General features: G+C 61.4%; 19 protein-coding genes. 17 read left to right on the plus strand and 2 right to left on the minus strand.

Annotated features, from left to right (window positions below):
* The first annotated feature begins 195 nt into the window (after positions 1-195).
* From ccmA to AC3IX1_RS08130, 10 genes are all read left to right on the plus strand, one after another.
* On the plus strand, positions 196-831 hold the full coding sequence (gene ccmA / locus AC3IX1_RS08085) for a cytochrome c biogenesis heme-transporting ATPase CcmA (RefSeq protein WP_489387782.1): 636 nt from the start codon (positions 196-198) through the stop codon (positions 829-831).
* On the plus strand, positions 828-1,496 hold the full coding sequence (ccmB, locus tag AC3IX1_RS08090) for a heme exporter protein CcmB (RefSeq protein ID WP_007980754.1): 669 nt from the start codon (positions 828-830) through the stop codon (positions 1,494-1,496). Before ccmA ends, ccmB begins: the two co-directional genes overlap by 4 nt.
* Before the next feature lie 73 nt (positions 1,497-1,569).
* A complete protein-coding gene (locus tag AC3IX1_RS08095; protein ID WP_007980756.1) occupies positions 1,570-2,325 on the plus strand; it encodes a heme ABC transporter permease in 756 nt (251 codons plus the stop codon).
* Positions 2,322-2,498, plus strand: coding sequence for a heme exporter protein CcmD (gene ccmD / locus AC3IX1_RS08100; protein ID WP_060541438.1), 177 nt, complete (start codon positions 2,322-2,324; stop codon positions 2,496-2,498). The genes AC3IX1_RS08095 and ccmD overlap by 4 nt, the downstream gene beginning before the upstream one ends.
* Positions 2,495-2,950 carry a cytochrome c maturation protein CcmE gene (ccmE, locus tag AC3IX1_RS08105; protein ID WP_008052305.1) on the plus strand — a complete coding sequence of 152 codons (456 nt, stop codon included), beginning with the start codon at positions 2,495-2,497 and terminating at the stop codon, positions 2,948-2,950. The genes ccmD and ccmE overlap by 4 nt, the downstream gene beginning before the upstream one ends.
* A 3-nt stretch (positions 2,951-2,953) precedes the next feature.
* Positions 2,954-4,942 (plus strand): heme lyase CcmF/NrfE family subunit, encoded by a 1,989-nt coding sequence (locus AC3IX1_RS08110; RefSeq protein WP_489387783.1) that lies wholly within the window; start codon positions 2,954-2,956, stop codon positions 4,940-4,942.
* Positions 4,939-5,475 carry a DsbE family thiol:disulfide interchange protein gene (locus tag AC3IX1_RS08115; protein ID WP_150724492.1) on the plus strand — a complete coding sequence of 179 codons (537 nt, stop codon included), beginning with the start codon at positions 4,939-4,941 and terminating at the stop codon, positions 5,473-5,475. Before AC3IX1_RS08110 ends, AC3IX1_RS08115 begins: the two co-directional genes overlap by 4 nt.
* Positions 5,472-5,945 (plus strand): cytochrome c-type biogenesis protein, encoded by a 474-nt coding sequence (locus AC3IX1_RS08120; RefSeq protein WP_489387784.1) that lies wholly within the window; start codon positions 5,472-5,474, stop codon positions 5,943-5,945. The genes AC3IX1_RS08115 and AC3IX1_RS08120 overlap by 4 nt, the downstream gene beginning before the upstream one ends.
* The gene (ccmI, locus tag AC3IX1_RS08125; protein ID WP_489387785.1) at positions 5,938-7,140 is read left to right on the plus strand and encodes a c-type cytochrome biogenesis protein CcmI; all 1,203 of its coding nucleotides are present in this window, start codon (positions 5,938-5,940) and stop codon (positions 7,138-7,140) included. The genes AC3IX1_RS08120 and ccmI overlap by 8 nt, the downstream gene beginning before the upstream one ends.
* Before the next feature lie 14 nt (positions 7,141-7,154).
* On the plus strand, positions 7,155-7,562 hold the full coding sequence (locus tag AC3IX1_RS08130; RefSeq protein WP_489387786.1) for a hypothetical protein: 408 nt from the start codon (positions 7,155-7,157) through the stop codon (positions 7,560-7,562).
* A 428-nt stretch (positions 7,563-7,990) separates the two neighbouring features.
* Here AC3IX1_RS08130 and AC3IX1_RS08135 read toward each other — a convergent pair whose 3' ends face one another.
* Together AC3IX1_RS08135 and AC3IX1_RS08140 are read right to left on the minus strand one after the other, a co-directional pair.
* Positions 7,991-9,094 (minus strand): IS110 family RNA-guided transposase, encoded by a 1,104-nt coding sequence (locus AC3IX1_RS08135; protein ID WP_489385047.1) that lies wholly within the window; start codon positions 9,092-9,094, stop codon positions 7,991-7,993.
* A 94-nt stretch (positions 9,095-9,188) separates the two neighbouring features.
* A complete protein-coding gene (locus AC3IX1_RS08140; RefSeq protein ID WP_489385046.1) occupies positions 9,189-10,493 on the minus strand; it encodes an IS4 family transposase in 1,305 nt (434 codons plus the stop codon).
* A 1,143-nt stretch (positions 10,494-11,636) separates the two neighbouring features.
* Here AC3IX1_RS08140 and phnC point away from each other — a divergent pair.
* The 7 genes from phnC (at position 11,637) to AC3IX1_RS08175 (ending at position 17,317) form a co-directional block, all read left to right on the plus strand.
* Positions 11,637-12,470, plus strand: coding sequence for a phosphonate ABC transporter ATP-binding protein (phnC, locus tag AC3IX1_RS08145; protein WP_489387787.1), 834 nt, complete (start codon positions 11,637-11,639; stop codon positions 12,468-12,470).
* Positions 12,471-12,514: 44 nt separating this feature from the next.
* Positions 12,515-13,528 carry a phosphonate ABC transporter substrate-binding protein gene (gene phnD / locus AC3IX1_RS08150; protein WP_489387788.1) on the plus strand — a complete coding sequence of 338 codons (1,014 nt, stop codon included), beginning with the start codon at positions 12,515-12,517 and terminating at the stop codon, positions 13,526-13,528.
* Positions 13,529-13,663: 135 nt separating this feature from the next.
* Positions 13,664-14,446 (plus strand): phosphonate ABC transporter, permease protein PhnE, encoded by a 783-nt coding sequence (gene phnE, locus AC3IX1_RS08155; RefSeq protein WP_489387789.1) that lies wholly within the window; start codon positions 13,664-13,666, stop codon positions 14,444-14,446.
* A 39-nt stretch (positions 14,447-14,485) separates the two neighbouring features.
* Positions 14,486-15,190, plus strand: coding sequence for a phosphonate metabolism transcriptional regulator PhnF (gene phnF / locus AC3IX1_RS08160; RefSeq protein WP_489387790.1), 705 nt, complete (start codon positions 14,486-14,488; stop codon positions 15,188-15,190).
* A gap of 11 nt (positions 15,191-15,201) precedes the next feature.
* Positions 15,202-15,651, plus strand: a complete 450-nt coding sequence (phnG, locus tag AC3IX1_RS08165) for a phosphonate C-P lyase system protein PhnG (protein WP_489387791.1) — start codon at positions 15,202-15,204, stop codon at positions 15,649-15,651.
* Positions 15,651-16,241 carry a phosphonate C-P lyase system protein PhnH gene (gene phnH, locus AC3IX1_RS08170; protein WP_489387792.1) on the plus strand — a complete coding sequence of 197 codons (591 nt, stop codon included), beginning with the start codon at positions 15,651-15,653 and terminating at the stop codon, positions 16,239-16,241. Before phnG ends, phnH begins: the two co-directional genes overlap by 1 nt.
* The gene (locus AC3IX1_RS08175; RefSeq protein WP_489387793.1) at positions 16,241-17,317 is read left to right on the plus strand and encodes a carbon-phosphorus lyase complex subunit; all 1,077 of its coding nucleotides are present in this window, start codon (positions 16,241-16,243) and stop codon (positions 17,315-17,317) included. Before phnH ends, AC3IX1_RS08175 begins: the two co-directional genes overlap by 1 nt.
* Position 17,318: the final 1 nt, after the last annotated feature.

Here is a 17,318-nt window from a genome sequence, read left to right on the forward strand (position 1 = left end):
GGTCACAACCTGAGGAAAATGCACTCTTTAGAGTAAGGCATGGCATGTATAATGCCGCGCCGTTGTATCCAAAAATGGCGAAAACTTTGCAATTGTTTGACGCAGCTCTCTAGAACAAGACGTCATTGCATCTATGCTGCATCTCTTTAACGGCCGCGCCAGAGCCGACTTGAACCGTATAAGGCCCGTGAACCCTTGACCAGTCCTGTCCTGCAAACCGTTGCCCTTGCCTGTGAGCGAGACCTTCGGCTGCTCTTCGAAAATCTCGATTTGAGACTGGCCAGTGGCGAAATGATGCAAATCAGCGGCCCCAACGGCAGCGGCAAGACCAGCCTGTTGCGCCTGCTCTCGGGGCTGATGCATCCGACCGCCGGTCAAGTGCTGCTCAACGGCCAGCCGCTGAACGAGCAACGCGGTGAGCTGGCGCGCAACCTGCTGTGGATCGGCCACGCTGCCGGGATCAAGGATTTGCTGACGCCGGAAGAGAACCTGAGCTGGCTGTGCGCCTTGCATCATCCGGCGACCCACGAGGCGATCTGGCAGGCGCTGGCCGCGGTCGGGCTGCGCGGATTCGAGGATGTGCCTTGCCACACCCTGTCCGCTGGCCAGCAGCGTCGCGTCGCCCTGGCGCGCCTGTATCTGGACAGTCCGCCGCTCTGGATCCTCGATGAACCCTTTACCGCCCTCGACAAGCAGGGCGTGGCACAGCTTGAATCTCATCTGGCCGGCCACTGCGAACGCGGCGGCATGGTGGTGTTGACCACCCACCACACGCTGAGCCGGATGCCGGCCGGTTATCGCGACATCGATCTGGGGAGCTGGGCCGTATGAGTGTTTTCGGCCTTCTGGTCGCCCGTGAGGCTCGTCTGCTGTTCCGCCGTCCGGCGGAGCTGGCCAATCCGCTGGTGTTCTTCGCCATCGTCGTTTCCCTGTTCCCGCTGGCGGTCGGACCCGAGTCTCAATTGTTGCAAACCTTGTCTCCAGGGCTGGTCTGGGTGGCAGCGCTTTTATCGGTTTTGCTCTCGCTGGACGGGCTTTTCCGCAGTGATTTCGAGGATGGATCCCTCGAGCAGTGGGTCCTTTCGCCGCACCCCCTGGCTCTTCTGGTTTTGGCCAAGGTGCTGGCACACTGGGCTTTTTCCGGCCTGGCACTGGTTTTGCTCGCGCCTTTGCTGGCGCTGATGCTCGGTTTGCCTGCCGCCTGTCTGCCAGTGTTGCTGCTTTCGTTGCTGCTCGGTACACCGGTACTGAGCCTGCTCGGTGCGGTGGGCGCGGCGCTGACGGTCGGTTTGAAGCGCGGTGGCCTGTTACTGGCACTGTTGATACTGCCGTTGTACATCCCGGTGTTGATCCTTGGCAGTGGCGCCTTGCAGGCTGCCTTGCAGGGAATGCCGGCGACCGGTTATCTCCTGTGGCTTGGCAGCCTGACCGCCCTGGCGATAACCCTGACACCTTTTGCAATAGCTGCTGGCCTGAAGATCAGCGTCGGCGAATAATGAGGTCTGGTTAAAAAACAACCAGCAAAGACCCTGGCTCTTCACAGTAAAGAGCAACCGTGATGGAAACAGTATGAACTGGACGTGGTTTCACAAGCTTGGCTCGCCCAAATGGTTTTACGGCATCAGCGGCAAAATGCTGCCCTGGCTAAGCGTCGCGGCGTTGCTGCTGATCAGCGTTGGCGTGGTCTGGGGCCTGGCTTTTGCGCCGCCGGACTACCAGCAGGGCAACAGCTTCCGCATCATTTATATCCACGTCCCGGCCGCCATGCTGGCGCAGTCCATCTATGTGATGCTGGCGGTGTGCGGCATCGTCGGCCTTGTGTGGAAGATGAAACTGGCCGACGTCGCGCTGCAATGCGCGGCGCCCATCGGTGCCTGGATGACCGCCGTGGCGCTGGTCACCGGGGCGATCTGGGGCAAGCCGACCTGGGGCTCGTGGTGGGTCTGGGATGCACGCCTAACGTCCATGCTTATCCTGCTTTTCCTGTACTTCGGTCTCATTGCGCTGGGCAACGCGATCAGCAATCGTGACAGCGCGGCCAAGGCCTGTGCGGTGCTGGCGATTGTCGGCGTGATCAACATCCCGATCATCAAATACTCGGTGGAGTGGTGGAACACCCTGCACCAGGGCGCGACCTTCACCCTCACCGAAAAACCGGCGATGCCCGCCGAGATGTGGCTGCCATTGCTGCTGACGGCGTTGGGTTTCTACTGCTTCTTCGGCGCGGTCCTGCTGCTGCGCATGCGTCTTGAAGTGCTCAAGCGCGAAGCCCGGGCCAGTTGGGTCAAGGCCGAAGTGGAAAACAGCCTGGAGGTCGCTCGATGAGTTTTGCTTCATTCGGCGACTTCATCGCCATGGGTCATCATGGCCTGTATGTCTGGTCAGCCTATGGCATCTGCCTGGCAGTACTGACCCTCAACGTGGCGGCGCCGATCCTGGCCCGCAAGCGGTATCTGCAACAAGAGGCGCGTCGTCTGCGCCGGGAGAACGGCAAGTGAATCCGCTGCGCAAAAAGCGTCTTATCATCATTCTCGCGATCCTGGTCGGGGTCGGCGCTGCCGTCGGCCTGGCCCTGAGCGCCCTGCAGCAGAACATCAACCTGTTCTACACACCGACCCAGATCGCCAACGGCGAAGCCCCGCAGGACACGCGTATCCGTGCCGGCGGCATGGTCGAGGCCGGTTCCTTGCAGCGCTCCGGCGACTCGCTGGACGTGAAGTTTGTCGTCACCGACTTCAACAAGTCCGTGACCATCACTTATCGCGGCATCCTGCCGGACCTGTTCCGCGAAGGGCAGGGCATTGTTGCCCTGGGCAAGCTCAATGCCGATGGCGTGGTGGTGGCCGATGAAGTGCTGGCCAAGCACGACGAGAAATACATGCCGCCGGAAGTGACCAAAGCCCTGAAAGACAGCGGCCAGTCGGCACCCACTCCTGCGAAAGAGGGCTAACTGATGACAGCTGGAATCTTCATCCCCGAATTGGGCCACCTGGCCATGATCCTGGCGCTGTGTTTCGCGCTGGTTCAGGCGGTGGTGCCATTGGTCGGTGCCTGGCGCGGTGATCGCTTCTGGATGAGCCTGGCCCAGCCGGCCGCGTGGGGACAGTTCGCGTTCTTGCTGTTCGCCTTCGGTTGCCTGACCTACGCCTTCATGGTCGACGATTTCTCCGTGGCTTACGTGGCCAACAACTCCAACAGCGCGTTGCCGTGGTACTACAAGTTCAGCGCGGTGTGGGGTGCCCACGAAGGCTCCCTGCTGTTGTGGGCCTTGATTCTCGGCGGCTGGACCTTCGCGGTGTCGGTGTTTTCCCGGCAGTTGCCGCAGGTCATGCTGGCCCGCGTGCTGGCAGTGATGGGCATGATCAGCACCGGTTTCATGCTGTTCCTGATCATGACCTCCAACCCGTTCAAGCGCATCCTGCCGCAAATGCCCACCGACGGTGCCGACCTCAACCCCTTGCTGCAGGACATCGGCCTGATCGTTCACCCGCCAATGCTGTACATGGGCTACGTCGGTTTCTCGGTGGCCTTCGCCTTCGCCATCGCCGCGCTGATGGGCGGTCGCCTGGATGCCGCGTGGGCGCGCTGGTCGCGTCCTTGGACCATTGTGGCCTGGGCATTCCTCGGTATCGGCATCACCCTCGGTTCGTGGTGGGCGTACTACGAGCTCGGCTGGGGCGGCTGGTGGTTCTGGGACCCGGTGGAAAACGCCTCGTTCATGCCATGGCTGGTGGGCACCGCACTGATTCACTCGCTGGCGGTCACGGAAAAACGTGGCGTGTTCAAGAGCTGGACCGTGTTGCTGGCCATCGCCGCATTCTCCTTGAGTCTGCTGGGCACCTTCCTCGTGCGTTCCGGCGTGCTGACTTCGGTTCACGCCTTTGCCTCCGATCCGGAGCGCGGCGTGTTCATCCTGATTTTCCTGCTGTTCGTGGTCGGTGGTTCGCTGACGCTGTTCGCCCTGCGCGCACCGGTGGTCAAGAGCCAGGTCGGCTTCAACCTCTGGTCCCGGGAAACGCTGTTGCTGGGCAACAACCTGGTGCTGGTGGTGGCGGCGTCGATGATCCTGCTCGGCACCTTGTACCCGCTGATTCTGGACGCCATGACCGGCGCCAAGCTGTCCGTAGGCCCGCCGTACTTCAACGCGCTGTTCATTCCGTTGATGGCGTTGCTGATGGTGGTGATGGCGGTCGGCGTGATCGTGCGCTGGAAAGACACCCCGGTGAAATGGCTGGTGAGCATGCTCACCCCGGTCTTGCTCGGCAGCGCTGCGCTGGCGGTAGTGGCTGGCGTCGCCTACGGCGATTTCAACTGGGCCGTGCTCGCAACCTTCATGCTCGCCGCCTGGGTGTTGCTGGCCGGTGTGCGTGACATCTTTGACAAGACCCGACACAAGGGCCTGATCAAAGGCCTGCCAACCCTGACCCGCAGCTACTGGGGCATGCAGGTCGCGCACCTGGGCATTGCCGTGTGCGCGCTGGGTGTCGTGTTGTCGAGCCAGAACAGTGCCGAGCGCGACCTGCGCCTGGCGCCGGGCGAATCCATGGACCTGGGTGGCTATCAGTTCGTCTTCGAAGGCGCCAAACACTTCGAAGGCCCGAACTTCACCTCCGACAAGGGCACCGTACGGGTGATCCGCAACGGCAAGGAAGTCAGCGTGCTGCACCCGGAAAAACGCCTCTATACCGTGCAGAACTCGGTGATGACTGAAGCGGGCATCGACGCCGGTTTCACCCGCGACCTCTATGTCGCCCTCGGTGAACCACTGGGTAATGGCGCCTGGGCCGTGCGCGTGCACGTCAAACCGTTCGTGCGCTGGATCTGGTTCGGCGGCTTGCTGACAGGCGCAGGCGGGTTGCTGGCGGCGCTGGATCGGCGTTATCGGGTCAAGGTCAAAAGCCGCGTGCGTGAAGCACTGGGCATGTCGGGAGCCACTGCATGAAGCGTTGGTTGATGTTGTTGCCACTGGCGATTTTTCTGGTGGTCGCGGTATTCCTTTACCGTGGGTTGTACCTGGATCCGGCCGAGCTGCCTTCGGCCATGATCAACAAGCCGTTCCCGGAGTTTTCCCTGCCATCGGTGCAAGGCGACAAGACCCTGACCCGCGCTGACATTCTGGGCAAACCGGCGCTGGTCAACGTTTGGGGGACCTGGTGCATTTCCTGCCGGGTCGAGCACCCGGTGTTGAACAAGCTGGCCCAGCAGGGCGTGGTGATCTACGGCATCAACTACAAGGACGTCAACGCCGACGCCTTGAAGTGGCTGAAGGACTTCCACAACCCGTATGCGCTGGACATTCGTGACGACGAAGGCTCGCTGGGCCTGAACCTCGGCGTGTACGGCGCACCGGAAACCTTCTTCATCGATGCCAAGGGCATCATCCGCGACAAGTTCGTCGGCGTGATCGACGAACAGGTCTGGCGCGAAAAACTGGCGGGCAAGTACCAGGCGCTGGTCGATGAGGCCAAGCCATGAAGCGCTGGATCGCTGCCGTTGCCCTGGGCTTGAGCCTGGCGGGCGTGGCCCACGCGGCCATCGACACCTACGAGTTCGCCAAGGAAGATGATCGCGAGCGTTTTCGCGAGCTGACCAAGGAACTGCGTTGCCCCAAGTGCCAGAATCAGGACATCGCCGATTCCAACGCACCGATTGCCGCCGACCTGCGCAAAGAGATTTTCCGCATGCTCGGCGAAGGCAAGGACAACCAGCAGATCATCGACTTCATGGTCGACCGCTACGGTGATTTCGTCCGCTACAAGCCTGCGCTGAACGCCAAGACCGCCGTGCTCTGGTTCGGCCCCGCCGGCCTGCTGCTGGGTGGTGTCGTGATCATCGCGGTGATCGTCCGCCGTCGTCGCGTGCAACGCGCCGGTACCCAGGCTGAGCTTTCTCCCGAGGAGCGCTCGCGCCTCGACCACCTGTTGGATAAAACCAAGAATGATTGATTTCTGGCTCGCTGCAGGTCTGCTGCTTCTGGTTGCCCTGAGTTTTCTGTTGATCCCGGTGCTGCGCAGCCGTCGCGCCCAGCGTGAAGAGGATCGTACCGCCCTGAACGTCGCGCTTTATCAGGAGCGTGTGGCTGAGTTGCAGACTCAGCAGGAAGAGGGCGTGCTCGATGCGGCGCAAATGGACGCCGGCCGCGCCGAAGCTGCCCGTGAGTTGCTGGCGGACACCGAGGGCGTCGAAGCGCCGCAGGTATCGCGTCTGGGCAAACCCTTGCCATTGCTGGCGGCCGTTCTGGTGCCGGTACTCGGCCTGGGGCTGTACATGCATTACGGCGCCAGCGACAAGGTTGAGCTGACCCGCGAGTTCGCCCAGGCACCGCAGTCGATGGAAGAGATGACCAAACGCCTGGAGCGCGCGGTTGCCGCACAACCGGATTCCGCTGAAGGCATGTACTTCCTCGGTCGTACCTACATGGCTCAGGATCGCCCGGCGGACGCGGCGAAGATGTTCGAACGCACCGTGAGCCTGGCCGGTCGTCAGCCTGAGCTGCTCGGTCAATGGGCCCAGGCCCAGTACTTCGCCGATGGCAAGAAGTGGTCGGACAAGGTCCAGGCCCTGACCGACGAAGCGCTCAAGGCTGATCCGAAAGAAGTCACCAGCCTCGGCCTGCTCGGCATTGCCGCGTTCGAAAGCGAGCGTTATCAGGACGCCATCGATTACTGGAATCGCCTGTTGGCGCAATTGCCGCCGGAAGACAAGTCCCGCGAGGCACTGCAAGGTGGAATTACCCGGGCCACGGAGAAGCTGGTGGCCAGTGGCGGCAAGGTTGCGCAAGCACCGGCGGCCAAGACCGTGGCGTTGCTCAAGGTCAGCGTCGATCTGGCAGCGGACCTCAAATCCAAGGTCCAGCCCGGCGACAGCGTGTTCATCTTCGCCCGTGCGATCTCCGGCCCTCCGGCCCCGCTGGCGGTCAAGCGCTTGACCGTGGCCGACCTGCCGGTGACCGTCGAACTGGGCGATGCCGACGCAATGATGCCGCAATTGAAACTGTCGAACTTCCCTGAAGTCCAACTGGTTGCGCGCATTTCCCGTGCCGGAAAACCAACCGCCGGCGAATGGATAGGTCGCAGCCAGCCCCTGGCCAGCAGCACCACCGCGCCGCAAACACTGACCATCGATAGCCCGGATAAATAACAGGAAACGCCACCATGACCGCCATTGCTCGTATTGCCCTGCTCAGCGCTGTTTTGGGGTTAAGCGCTTGTGCGGTCCAGCAACCAACGGAACATCAGGCACCAACACCGTTCCCGCCGTCGCAGCCGAGCCCCACGCCATCGACGTCGCCTGTACCGAGCAAGCCGACCATCCCGGCCAAACCCTCCAAGCCGTTGCCGCGCACCTCTGCGAGTTTCGCGCCACCACCGGGGGGCAATAGCCATTGGGATCCGAAGCTTGGGGTGTATGTGCTGGATGACCAGCCCAATACCTTTTATCGCCAGCGTACCTATTACCGTTGGGATAGCGGCTGGAGTCGGTCGATCAGTCCGAACGGGCCGTGGGAAGATACTGACATCCACGGTGTGCCGGGTGGCCTGGGGCGGAAATTCGGGCAGTAACGCAAAGAGGCAACCTTCGGGTTGCCTCTTTTTGTGGGTTCGAAGTTGTGCTTTCAACCACAGCCCCTTGTGGGAGCGAGCCTGCTCGCGAAGGCGGCCTGACAGCCGACCTGTCTTTTGTTGACCGCGTATATATCCATTCCTTCGGTAACGGCCACCTATGGTTTCGCCCTTATGTATGGACTCGCCCCTACGGTCTACCTGCTTTTCAAACACTGCTACCCGGTTGCATCTATGTATAAGGCCTGTTCGAGGAAGCTGTCTTCGGCTTCTGGCCAACATTGGTTGAGCTCGCGGCATGCCGATTACGTTCAGGCCTCGAAGGCCGGTAAGGGCGCAGGCATCGATCCGCGACGGTCTGACCTGGGGTCAATGTTTTCTAGCAGGGGCTGGAGCGCCTTGGCGCCCCGGAGGCAGAACGCTGTCGATCAGTAACTTGGCGCAGCTGGCCGGCCATTGGCCGGTTGGCTGCGGTAAGTCTGGTCATTTTGTAGCAGCACCCAAACGATTCGAAGGTTGCGGTTCGCCAACCGTATCGCCGCTTCCTTGCGTCCCAGTCGACCCAGCCAACGTTGCAACCGACGATCGTCGGGCTGCTCTGAATCAGGGCGCAAATGCCTCAATACCGCGTGAGCCCCTTGAACCATCAGGCTGCGCACATAGCTGTCGCCTCGTTTGCTCATCCTGCCCAGGCGAATCTTCTGCCCACTGCTGTTCTGCTCAGGCACCATGCCAAAGTAGGCCGCGAACTGGCGTGCATTGGCAAAACGTTCAGGTTCGGTCTCCTTGGCCAAAAGCGCTGTGGCGATGATCGGGCCGATACCGCGCACGGTCATCAGTCGCCGGGCTGTTTTATCCTCGTTCGCGGCGCTCTCCAGGCGACCGGTCAGCACGTTGATCCGTTCGCCTAACTGACGCCACTCGCCCAGCAGCTCGTCTATCAGCTCACGCAATATGTCTGGCAATGGTTGTGTCGCGTCTTCCAGCACCCGAGGCAGGGTCTGACTGATAGCGACATCACCTTGTGCCAGGGTTATACCGTGTTCCATCAGCAAGCCCCGCATCTGGTTACTCATGGCTGTGCGCCGACGGACATAACCCTGCCGGGCACGGTGCAAGGCCTGCATGGCCAGTGCTGTGGCACTTTTGATGGGGACCGCCGCAATTTTGCTGTCGCGCCCCGCACGCAATATGGCCCGGGCATCATTACGATCATTTTTGGCGCCGCTGCGGTGCTTGGCCACAAGTTGCGCCGGAAGAATTCGCGCCAGATTGCCCTGAGCCTGTAGCTGCCGCGCCCATGCTTGAGCGCCTGGGCCCGTTTCTACCAGCACCACTACGGTTGGCGGCAGTTTGCGCAGGAAGGTATGAAAGGCTTCACGCGACTTGATTCGCTCTTCGTAAAGCACTTGGCCAAGGGCATCTTCCCCCGCGACCTGGAATATCTGCTTGGCAAGATCGACTGCCACTGTCGTGCATGTCGATAGATCGGTTGGAGACAGGGACTGTTTAACCGTCGTATTCTTTTTCATGGATTCGCCCTCGCTGTCGGTGGCTTCTTAGACTGCCCCCGTGGCGCATTGACGCCTCGGCGCGGGCGAGTCCATCCAATTACGGCCAGCCCTTTCAAGGTGTTTTCCCTTTATGGGCCTTAAGCCCCCGATCGGTCGACACATGAGCATGCGCAGCTTTGCCGTCCAGCCACTCCTTGGGTTTGGCGATTTTGGGACCGCGTATGCTTTTGGCCACTTGCTTGGGCTTGATATTCCTGGCCAGCGCCAACAGTCGCATTGCCAGCGTTTCCAGGGTCGTTTGAAGGGGCAGGTAATCTGAGGGTAACGCGATCTGCATGCCCTCGTAACCGCTACGCACTTGCACGGTCAGATGGAAGATCGAAGCCTCCCAACCTTCAGGCAATGTCTCGCGATGAGCCTGTTCCACGCTACGTTTGAGCACTGCCAGGACGTTGTAGGCCAAGATCGCCGAAGCAAAACCCAGCAAGGCCGCCCGGGGAGCGCCAAGGCTTTCGATTTCACTGTCCAGCACCGATTCCAGGCGTTGGAACATCCCTTCGATACTCCAGCGACGACGATATAAATCGGCGATTTGCACGGCGCTGATGGTGTCGGGCAAGTTGCTCCAGAACCACATCACGCAGTCGCCTGATTCGGTAGGTGTTTGCAGGGTCAGTTCAACTCGGCGCCAGCGATGACCACCTTTGAGTTCGATGATTTGCTCGCGCACCGTGCCGGATTCAACCGCCACAGGTTCTTGCCAGCTGCCTTCCTCCATCAACCGTGGATGTTTGCTTGGCTGGCGAATAATGAACGAAGCCTGCGTTTCCTCGCAGGCTTGCATGACGGGCAGCGTGCAATACAGCCGATCGGCCATCCACAGCTGACCCTTAGTAGCGCGGGCCAACAACGGCAGCACGCTGACGCGTTCACTCGCGTAGGCATCCTCGCAAGGTTGCAAGTCGACGATCTGATCCAGGTCCGGGTCGTAGACCACGACTGAAAACCCTGGCCGGGCCGCACCTCGTTCCCGGCGCAAAGCCCCCAAGCGTTTTTCGGTAGAAGGCAGGTGGTTACCGTCGACAATGCGCAATTGCCAGCCAGGCAAAATGGCGGGACAACCCAACTCCTCTATCGTCGGGGTCAGGCGCTCAGCGCTCCCTGTGACCAACGCCCGCAGCAATGCAGGCTCTGTGCGACTGACCTTGTCATAGAGCGCCGCCAAGGTAACCGGTAGGTCATCCATCTGGCGGGCAGCGGCATGCAAGGAAGGGCGCAAACCCAATGAAACAAGGGACATCAGTTCAACGATGGTCGAAAACAAAAGCTCACGCGGGTATTGGCGTTGACGGTGTTCTTCGAACACCTGATCAACCCATTCGGCAGGAACAGCCTGCTCCAGTATCAACTTGGTCATGACACTGGCCGGTGTCTTTTTTTCAAACCGTGCTAGAATTTCTGCCCACATCGTTTTCGTCACCCTGACTGGAGTTTTGGGGGAGTTTAAACGAAGACCTTGAAAGGGCTGGCTCTTACAGCGGGTCACTTTGGCAAACGCCCCAAAGTAACCAAAGGTCTCGCCCCTTACGTACGGCCCCTCGCTTAGGCTCGGGGTTCCTTCGCTGCGGTATTCATCCGGGGGCATTGCCCTCCGGTCGGCTTCGCTTCGACCTACATGCAATGAGTTCGACTGCGTCGAACGGCGCTGCGCGCCAATCCCCGGATGAACACCTCCACTCAGCCTGCCGAGGGGGCGGGTGGATCAAGATCAAAAGCTGCAGGCGAGCTAACGCTCGGCCTGATGAGTGGTGAGAAACGTGGTGTACGCCGTTCGCCTTTGCTCTTCTGTGGGAGCGGCGGTACTGCGATCCGACTTGCCCGCGAAGGCGGCCTGACAGCCGACCATTTTCTTTCGAATATACCCAGCCCAACTGTAGGAGCGAGCCTGCTCGCGATGACGGCCTGTTAGCCGACTCAATTCTCTCAGGCGAACGAACCCCGCGTTCAGGCCGGCCGGTCGGCCGCCTCGCTTTGGCTTTGGTTTTGGCTTTTGATCTTGATCTTCTTGCCCCCTCGAGAGGCCGAGCGCAGGTTCTGCGCAGTGGGCAACCCGGCATGGATGCCGTGTTAGCCGCCGCCGGCCATGGATGGCAGATGGCGGCGGGCCCATGGAGCAGGACCGGAGCGAGGGAATGCCGAGCCACGGCGAGGCACCGAATGTCAGGGGCAAGAGCCCTTTGGTTACTTTGGGGCTTTTCCAAAGTGACCCGCTGTAAAAGCGGAACCCTAAGTGGCCGTGACCGCAGAAACGGATATGTACACCCTCAAAAATCCATATCGCCTGCCGAGCAGCCATCGCGAGCAGGGTTCCTCAGTGGACACCCAATCTGGGGCCAACCGCGACCAAATGCGCAAACCTCCAGCTCAACCTTTCACAAAACCTTCATCAAATGGTCCATCCAGCGACATGTGCAAGTCATAGGGCTGACATGCCCGGTGCCTAAAGTCTGTTGAACTCAAATGCAGCCACGGATGGCTGTTCAACCAGACAGAGAAGCCCATGAACGCAGCTATCCATGTCGATCATCTGAACAAGACCTTTGCGCGCAAAAGCGCACTGGTCGACCTCGAACTGACCATCGCGTCCGGTGAGATGGTCGCGCTGATCGGCGCGTCCGGCTCCGGCAAATCCACCTTGTTGCGTCATCTCGCGGGCTTGGCCTGTTGCGATAAAAACAACGGCGGCAGCGTCAAAGTGCTGGGGCGGGAAGTACAGGCGAGCGGTCGGCTCAACGGCAAGGTGCGCCGTTTGCGCGCCGACATCGGCTACATCTTCCAGCAGTTCAACCTGGTCAACCGTTTGAGCGTGCTCGACAACGTGCTGCTCGGTTGCCTGGGGCGCATGCCGCGCTGGCGTGGCAACCTGGGCCTGTTCAATGCCGAGGAAAAGCAATTCGCCATGGAGTCCCTGGACCGTGTCGGCCTGGCTGACCTGGCGGCACAACGGGCCTCGACCCTGTCCGGTGGCCAGCAACAGCGCGTGGCGATTGCCCGTGCGCTGACCCAGCGTGCCGAAGTCATTCTCGCGGACGAGCCGATTGCCTCCCTCGACCCGGAGTCCGCGCGCAAGGTCATGGAAATCCTCGCCGACATCAATCGCCGTGACGGCAAGACGGTTGTGGTGACCCTGCATCAAGTCGACTACGCCACCCGTTATTGCCCGCGAGCCGTGGCGCTCAAGGCCGGCCGGATTCATTTCGACGGTCCGGGTTCTCAATTGAGCGGCCAGTTCCTCAACGATTTGTACGGTGCCGACATCGACACCAGCCTCATGTGTTCCGAGTCTTCGCGTCACAGCGAAGCGGCGCCGCGCCTGGTACTGGCGCGCGTGTGATCAACCCCGGATTCCCCAACCGTTCACCCTCAGGAAACCTTTCCATGTTGAACCGTATCGGTCGCGTTTTTGCTGGTGCAGCACTGCTCACCGGTTGTTTGATGGGCAACGCCCAGGCGGAAGAAAAAGCCATCAACTTCGGCATCATGTCCACCGAGTCTTCGCAAAACCTCAAGAGCATCTGGCAGCCGTTCCTGGATGACATGCAGAAGCAGACCGGCCTGAAGATCAACGCCACGTTTGCCTCTGACTATGCAGGCCTGATCCAGGGCATGCGCTTCAACAAGGTCGATGTGGCCTGGCTGGGCAACAAGGCCGCCATCGAAGCGGTGGACCGCTCCAACGGTGAGATCTTCGCCCAGACCGCCGCCGCCAGTGGCGCTGCCGGTTACTGGAGCGTGCTGATCGCGCGCAAGGACAGCCCGATCAACTCCGTCGACGACATGCTGAAAAACGCCAAGAACCTGACCTTCGGCAACGGTGATCCGAACTCCACCTCGGGCTACCTGGTGCCGGGCTACTACGTGTTCGCCAAGAACCACGTCGATGCCGCCACCGCGTTCAAGCGCACCCTCAACTCCAGCCATGAGGTCAACGCGCTGAGCGTGGCCAAGGGCCAAGTGGATGTGGCGACCTTCAACACCGAAAGCTGGGATCGCCTGGAAGTCACCCAGCCTGACAAGGCAGCACAGCTCAAGGTGATCTGGAAGTCGCCGCTGATCCCCGCCGATCCGTTGGTGTGGAGCAAGGCGCTGAGCGACAGCGAGAAGAGCAAGATCCGCGATTTCATCTTCAGCTATGGCGACACCGACGAAGAGAAAGCGGTGCTCAAGGGCATGCAACTGGGCAAGTTCCTGAAATCCAGCGACGACCAGTTGTTGCCGATTCGCCAGCTGGAACTGTTCAAGCAACGCACCACCGTCAGTGCCGACGACAAGCTGGAAGCGGCCGACAAGGCCAAGAAACTGGCCGACATCGATGCCGAGCTGGCCAAGCTGCAAGAGCGTCTGACCTTGCTCGACAAAACCGCCGACAAAAAATCCGCAGCCAACGGCTAACCCCTGTAGGAGCGAGCCTGCTCGCGATGAACATAAGGGCACCGCGTTTCTCCCGGTTTCCCGCGTCATCGTTGACGACCATCGCGAGCAGGCTCGCTCCTACAGGTTCTGCATTACGCAATCTAGAGAACCCTCATGACCACTCTGCACGCTGAAGCTGTCGGCAAGCGTACCTGGCCGCAATACGCCGGTTGGGGCCTGTTCCTGGTCCTGCTGGCCTGGGCCTGGCACGGCGCCGAAATGAATCCGGTCGCGCTGTACCGCGACTCGGGAAACATGGCGACCTTCGCCGCGGACTTCTTCCCGCCGGACTTCCATGAATGGCGCATGTACCTCAAGGAAATGCTCGTCACCGTACAAATCGCCCTGTGGGGCACGGTGCTGGCGATTGTCTGCTCGGTGCCGCTGGGCATTCTCTGCTCGGAAAACATTACGCCCTGGTGGATTCACCAGCCGTTGCGCCGGGTGATGGATGCGTTTCGCTCGATCAACGAAATGGTCTTCGCGATGTTGTTCGTGGTGGCCGTCGGGCTGGGGCCATTTGCCGGGGTGCTGGCGCTGTGGATCAGTACCACTGGCGTACTCGCCAAGCTGTTTGCCGAAGCGGTCGAGGCGATTGATCCAGGCCCGGTCGAAGGTGTACGTGCCACCGGTGCCAGTGCCTTGCAAGAGGTGATCTACGGGGTGATTCCGCAAGTGATGCCGCTGTGGGTGTCCTACGCGCTGTACCGCTTCGAGGCCAACGTGCGCTCGGCGACGGTGGTGGGGATGGTGGGTGCCGGCGGGATCGGGGTGATCCTGTGGGAGAACATCCGCGCCTTCCAGTTCACGCAGACCTGCGCGGTGCTGCTGGTGATCATCGTCATCGTCAGCCTGATCGACATCCTCTCGCAACGCCTGCGCAAGCAGTTCATCTGACTTTTTCGGAGGGGTGCCCGCGGGCGCTTTTTTTAAAGCATGCAGTTGTCTAGACAAGATGAGCCGGTGTACCGCGAGTTGGCCGACATCCTGCGGCGGGAGCTGGCGGATTACCGCGCCGGAGACTTCCTGCCGGGCGAGGTGATGTTGGCCGAGCGCTTCGGCGTCAATCGCCACACCTTGCGCCGCGCCATCGATGAACTGGTGTTCGAGGGCAGCCTGTTGCGCCGCCAGGGTAAGGGCACCCAGGTGCTGGAACGGCCGCTGATTTACTCGATGACCGCCGACAGTGCCTACAGCCAGTCGCTGTCAGCCCAGGGGCATGGCGTCGAGGCGGTGCTGCTCAAGCGTCGCTACTGCTTCGCCAGTCGTGAAGAAGCCCAATACCTGGGCATCGCCGAGATGGCGTCGATGATCGAACTGCAAACTTTGCGCAAGCTCGACAACCAACCGGTCAGCCTGATCCGCCATCGCTACTGTGCCAGTCACGCGCCGCTGCTGGCCGATTACACCGGTGGCTCCCTGCGCCAGTACCTGAGCGAACGGGACCTGCCGCTGACCCGCACTCAAAGCCTGATCGGCGCTCGCTTGCCTAATCGTGAAGAGGCCGCGTTGCTGCTGATGCCCCGGCATCTGCCGGCCCTGAGTGTGTTCACCCTTTCCCGCGATCGCGACGGCCGTGCCGTGGAGCTGGCCCAGTCCACCAGCCGTTCGGATCGCTTCCAGTACCAGGTCGTCACCTGATGGAGAACGCAATGCAAAACCCTGTTCCTCATACCGAACGGCAGCACTGGATCGGTGTGCTGGCCCGCGCCAGCCGCAGTGAATTGCAGCCCTTCGAAGCCGCTTTGCGCGATGTCGAGTACCAACTGATCCGCGCCCCGGAAATCGGCATGACCCTGGTCCGTGGCCGCATGGGCGGTAACGGCGCGCCGTTCAACGTTGGCGAAATGAGCGTGACCCGCTGCGTGGTGCGCCTGGCCGATGGTCGCACCGGTTACAGCTATCTGGCGGGTCGCGACAAGGTCCACGCCGAACTGGCCGCCCTGGCCGACGCGCATTTGCAGGGCGGGCAACAGCGCCATTGGCTGGCGGACATGATCACACCGCTGGCAGCAGCTCAGGCCGAACGCCGTGCGCAAAAAGAGGCGGAAACCGCCGCCACCAAAGTCGAATTCTTCACCCTCGTGCGAGGAGAAAACTGATGAGCGCACAGCTGTTGCAACCGGCGTTCGCCGACCCGGTGCTGGATGCCCAGCGCGGATTTCGCGCGGCACTCAAGGCCTTGGCCGGCCCCGGTCTGATCCAGACGCTGCACGCCTCGCCGAGCCTCGAAGGCCTGGCGCCCGCGACCTACGCACTGTGCCTGGCGCTGCTCGATGTCGACACGCCGCTGTGGTTGGCGCCGTCCTTCGACACGCCGCTGATCCGCGCCAACCTGGCGTTCCACTGTGGTTGCCCGTTTACCGTCAAGCGTGAAGACGCACGGTTTGCTTTGCTCGCCGCTAACGATTTGCTCGATCTGAGCCGCTTCGATACAGGCAACGACCGTTACCCCGATCAGTCCTGCACCCTGCTGGTTCAGCTGCCAAGTCTCGACGGCGGGGCAGGGCTGGTATGGCGCGGGCCTGGGATCGAACGCGAACATGGCGTCGCGCTGCCGGTGGCCGATGGCTTCTGGCGCGAACGCGAACTGCGCAACGAATTCCCCCGGGGTCTGGACCTTTTTTTCACCGCCGACCATGACCTGATCGGCCTGCCCCGCAGCACCCGCATCGCAGAGGAGCACGCCTGATGTACGTAGCCGTCAAGGGTGGCGAACAGGCCATCGACAATGCCCACCGCCTGCTGGCGAAAAAGCGCCGGGGCGATACCTCGGTCGCGGAGCTCGGCGTCGAGCAGATCCGTCAGCAACTGCCGCTGGCGGTGGCGCGGGTGATGAGCGAAGGCTCGCTGTACGACGAAGAACTGGCTGCGCTGGCGATCAAGCAAGCGGCGGGCGATCTGGTCGAAGCGATCTTCCTGCTGCGGGCCTACCGCACCACGTTGACACGCTTCAGCCCGAGCCTGCCGATCGATACCCAGAACATGCAGCTCAGCCGGCGTTTGTCCGCGACCTTCAAGGACGTGCCGGGCGGGCAACTGCTGGGCCCGACCTTCGATTACACCCATCGTCTGCTGGACTTTGCACTGCTGGCCGAAGGCGAATACCCGGGGCCGCAAATCAGCCCCGATTCGAGCCTCGAACCCTGTCCGCGAGTCCTCGGTTTGCTGGCGCAGGAAGGCCTGATCAAGACCGAATCCGACCACGGCGAAAGCGTGGCGGACATCACCCGCGACCCGCTGGAACTGCCGGCCAGTCGCGCTCAACGCCTGCAAGCGTTGGCCCGTGGCGACGAAGGTTTCCTGCTGGCGCTGGGCTATTCGACCCAACGCGGTTACGGACGCAACCACCCGTTCGCCGGGGAAATTCGCATCGGTGAAGTCGAGGTCTGGATCGACCCTGAAGAGCTGGGTTTCCCGATCAACCTGGGCTGCATCGAAGTCACGGAGTGCGAAATGGTCAACCAGTTTGTCGGCTCGGCCACTGAGTTGGCGCAGTTCACTCGCGGCTACGGCCTGGCCTTCGGACACGCCGAGCGCAAGGCCATGGGCATGGCGCTGGTCGACCGTGCGCTACGCGCCGACGAATACAACGAAGAAATCGTCTCGCCAGCCCAGCAGGAAGAATTCGTGCTGATGCACTGCGACAACGTCGAGGCCGCAGGCTTCGTCTCGCACCTGAAGTTACCTCACTACGTCGACTTCCAGGCCGAACTGGAACTGATCCGCAAACTGCGCAAGCCTGCCGAGGGGCAAAACCATGAATGAC

The organism is Pseudomonas sp. KH_046_2 (assembly GCF_057838985.1).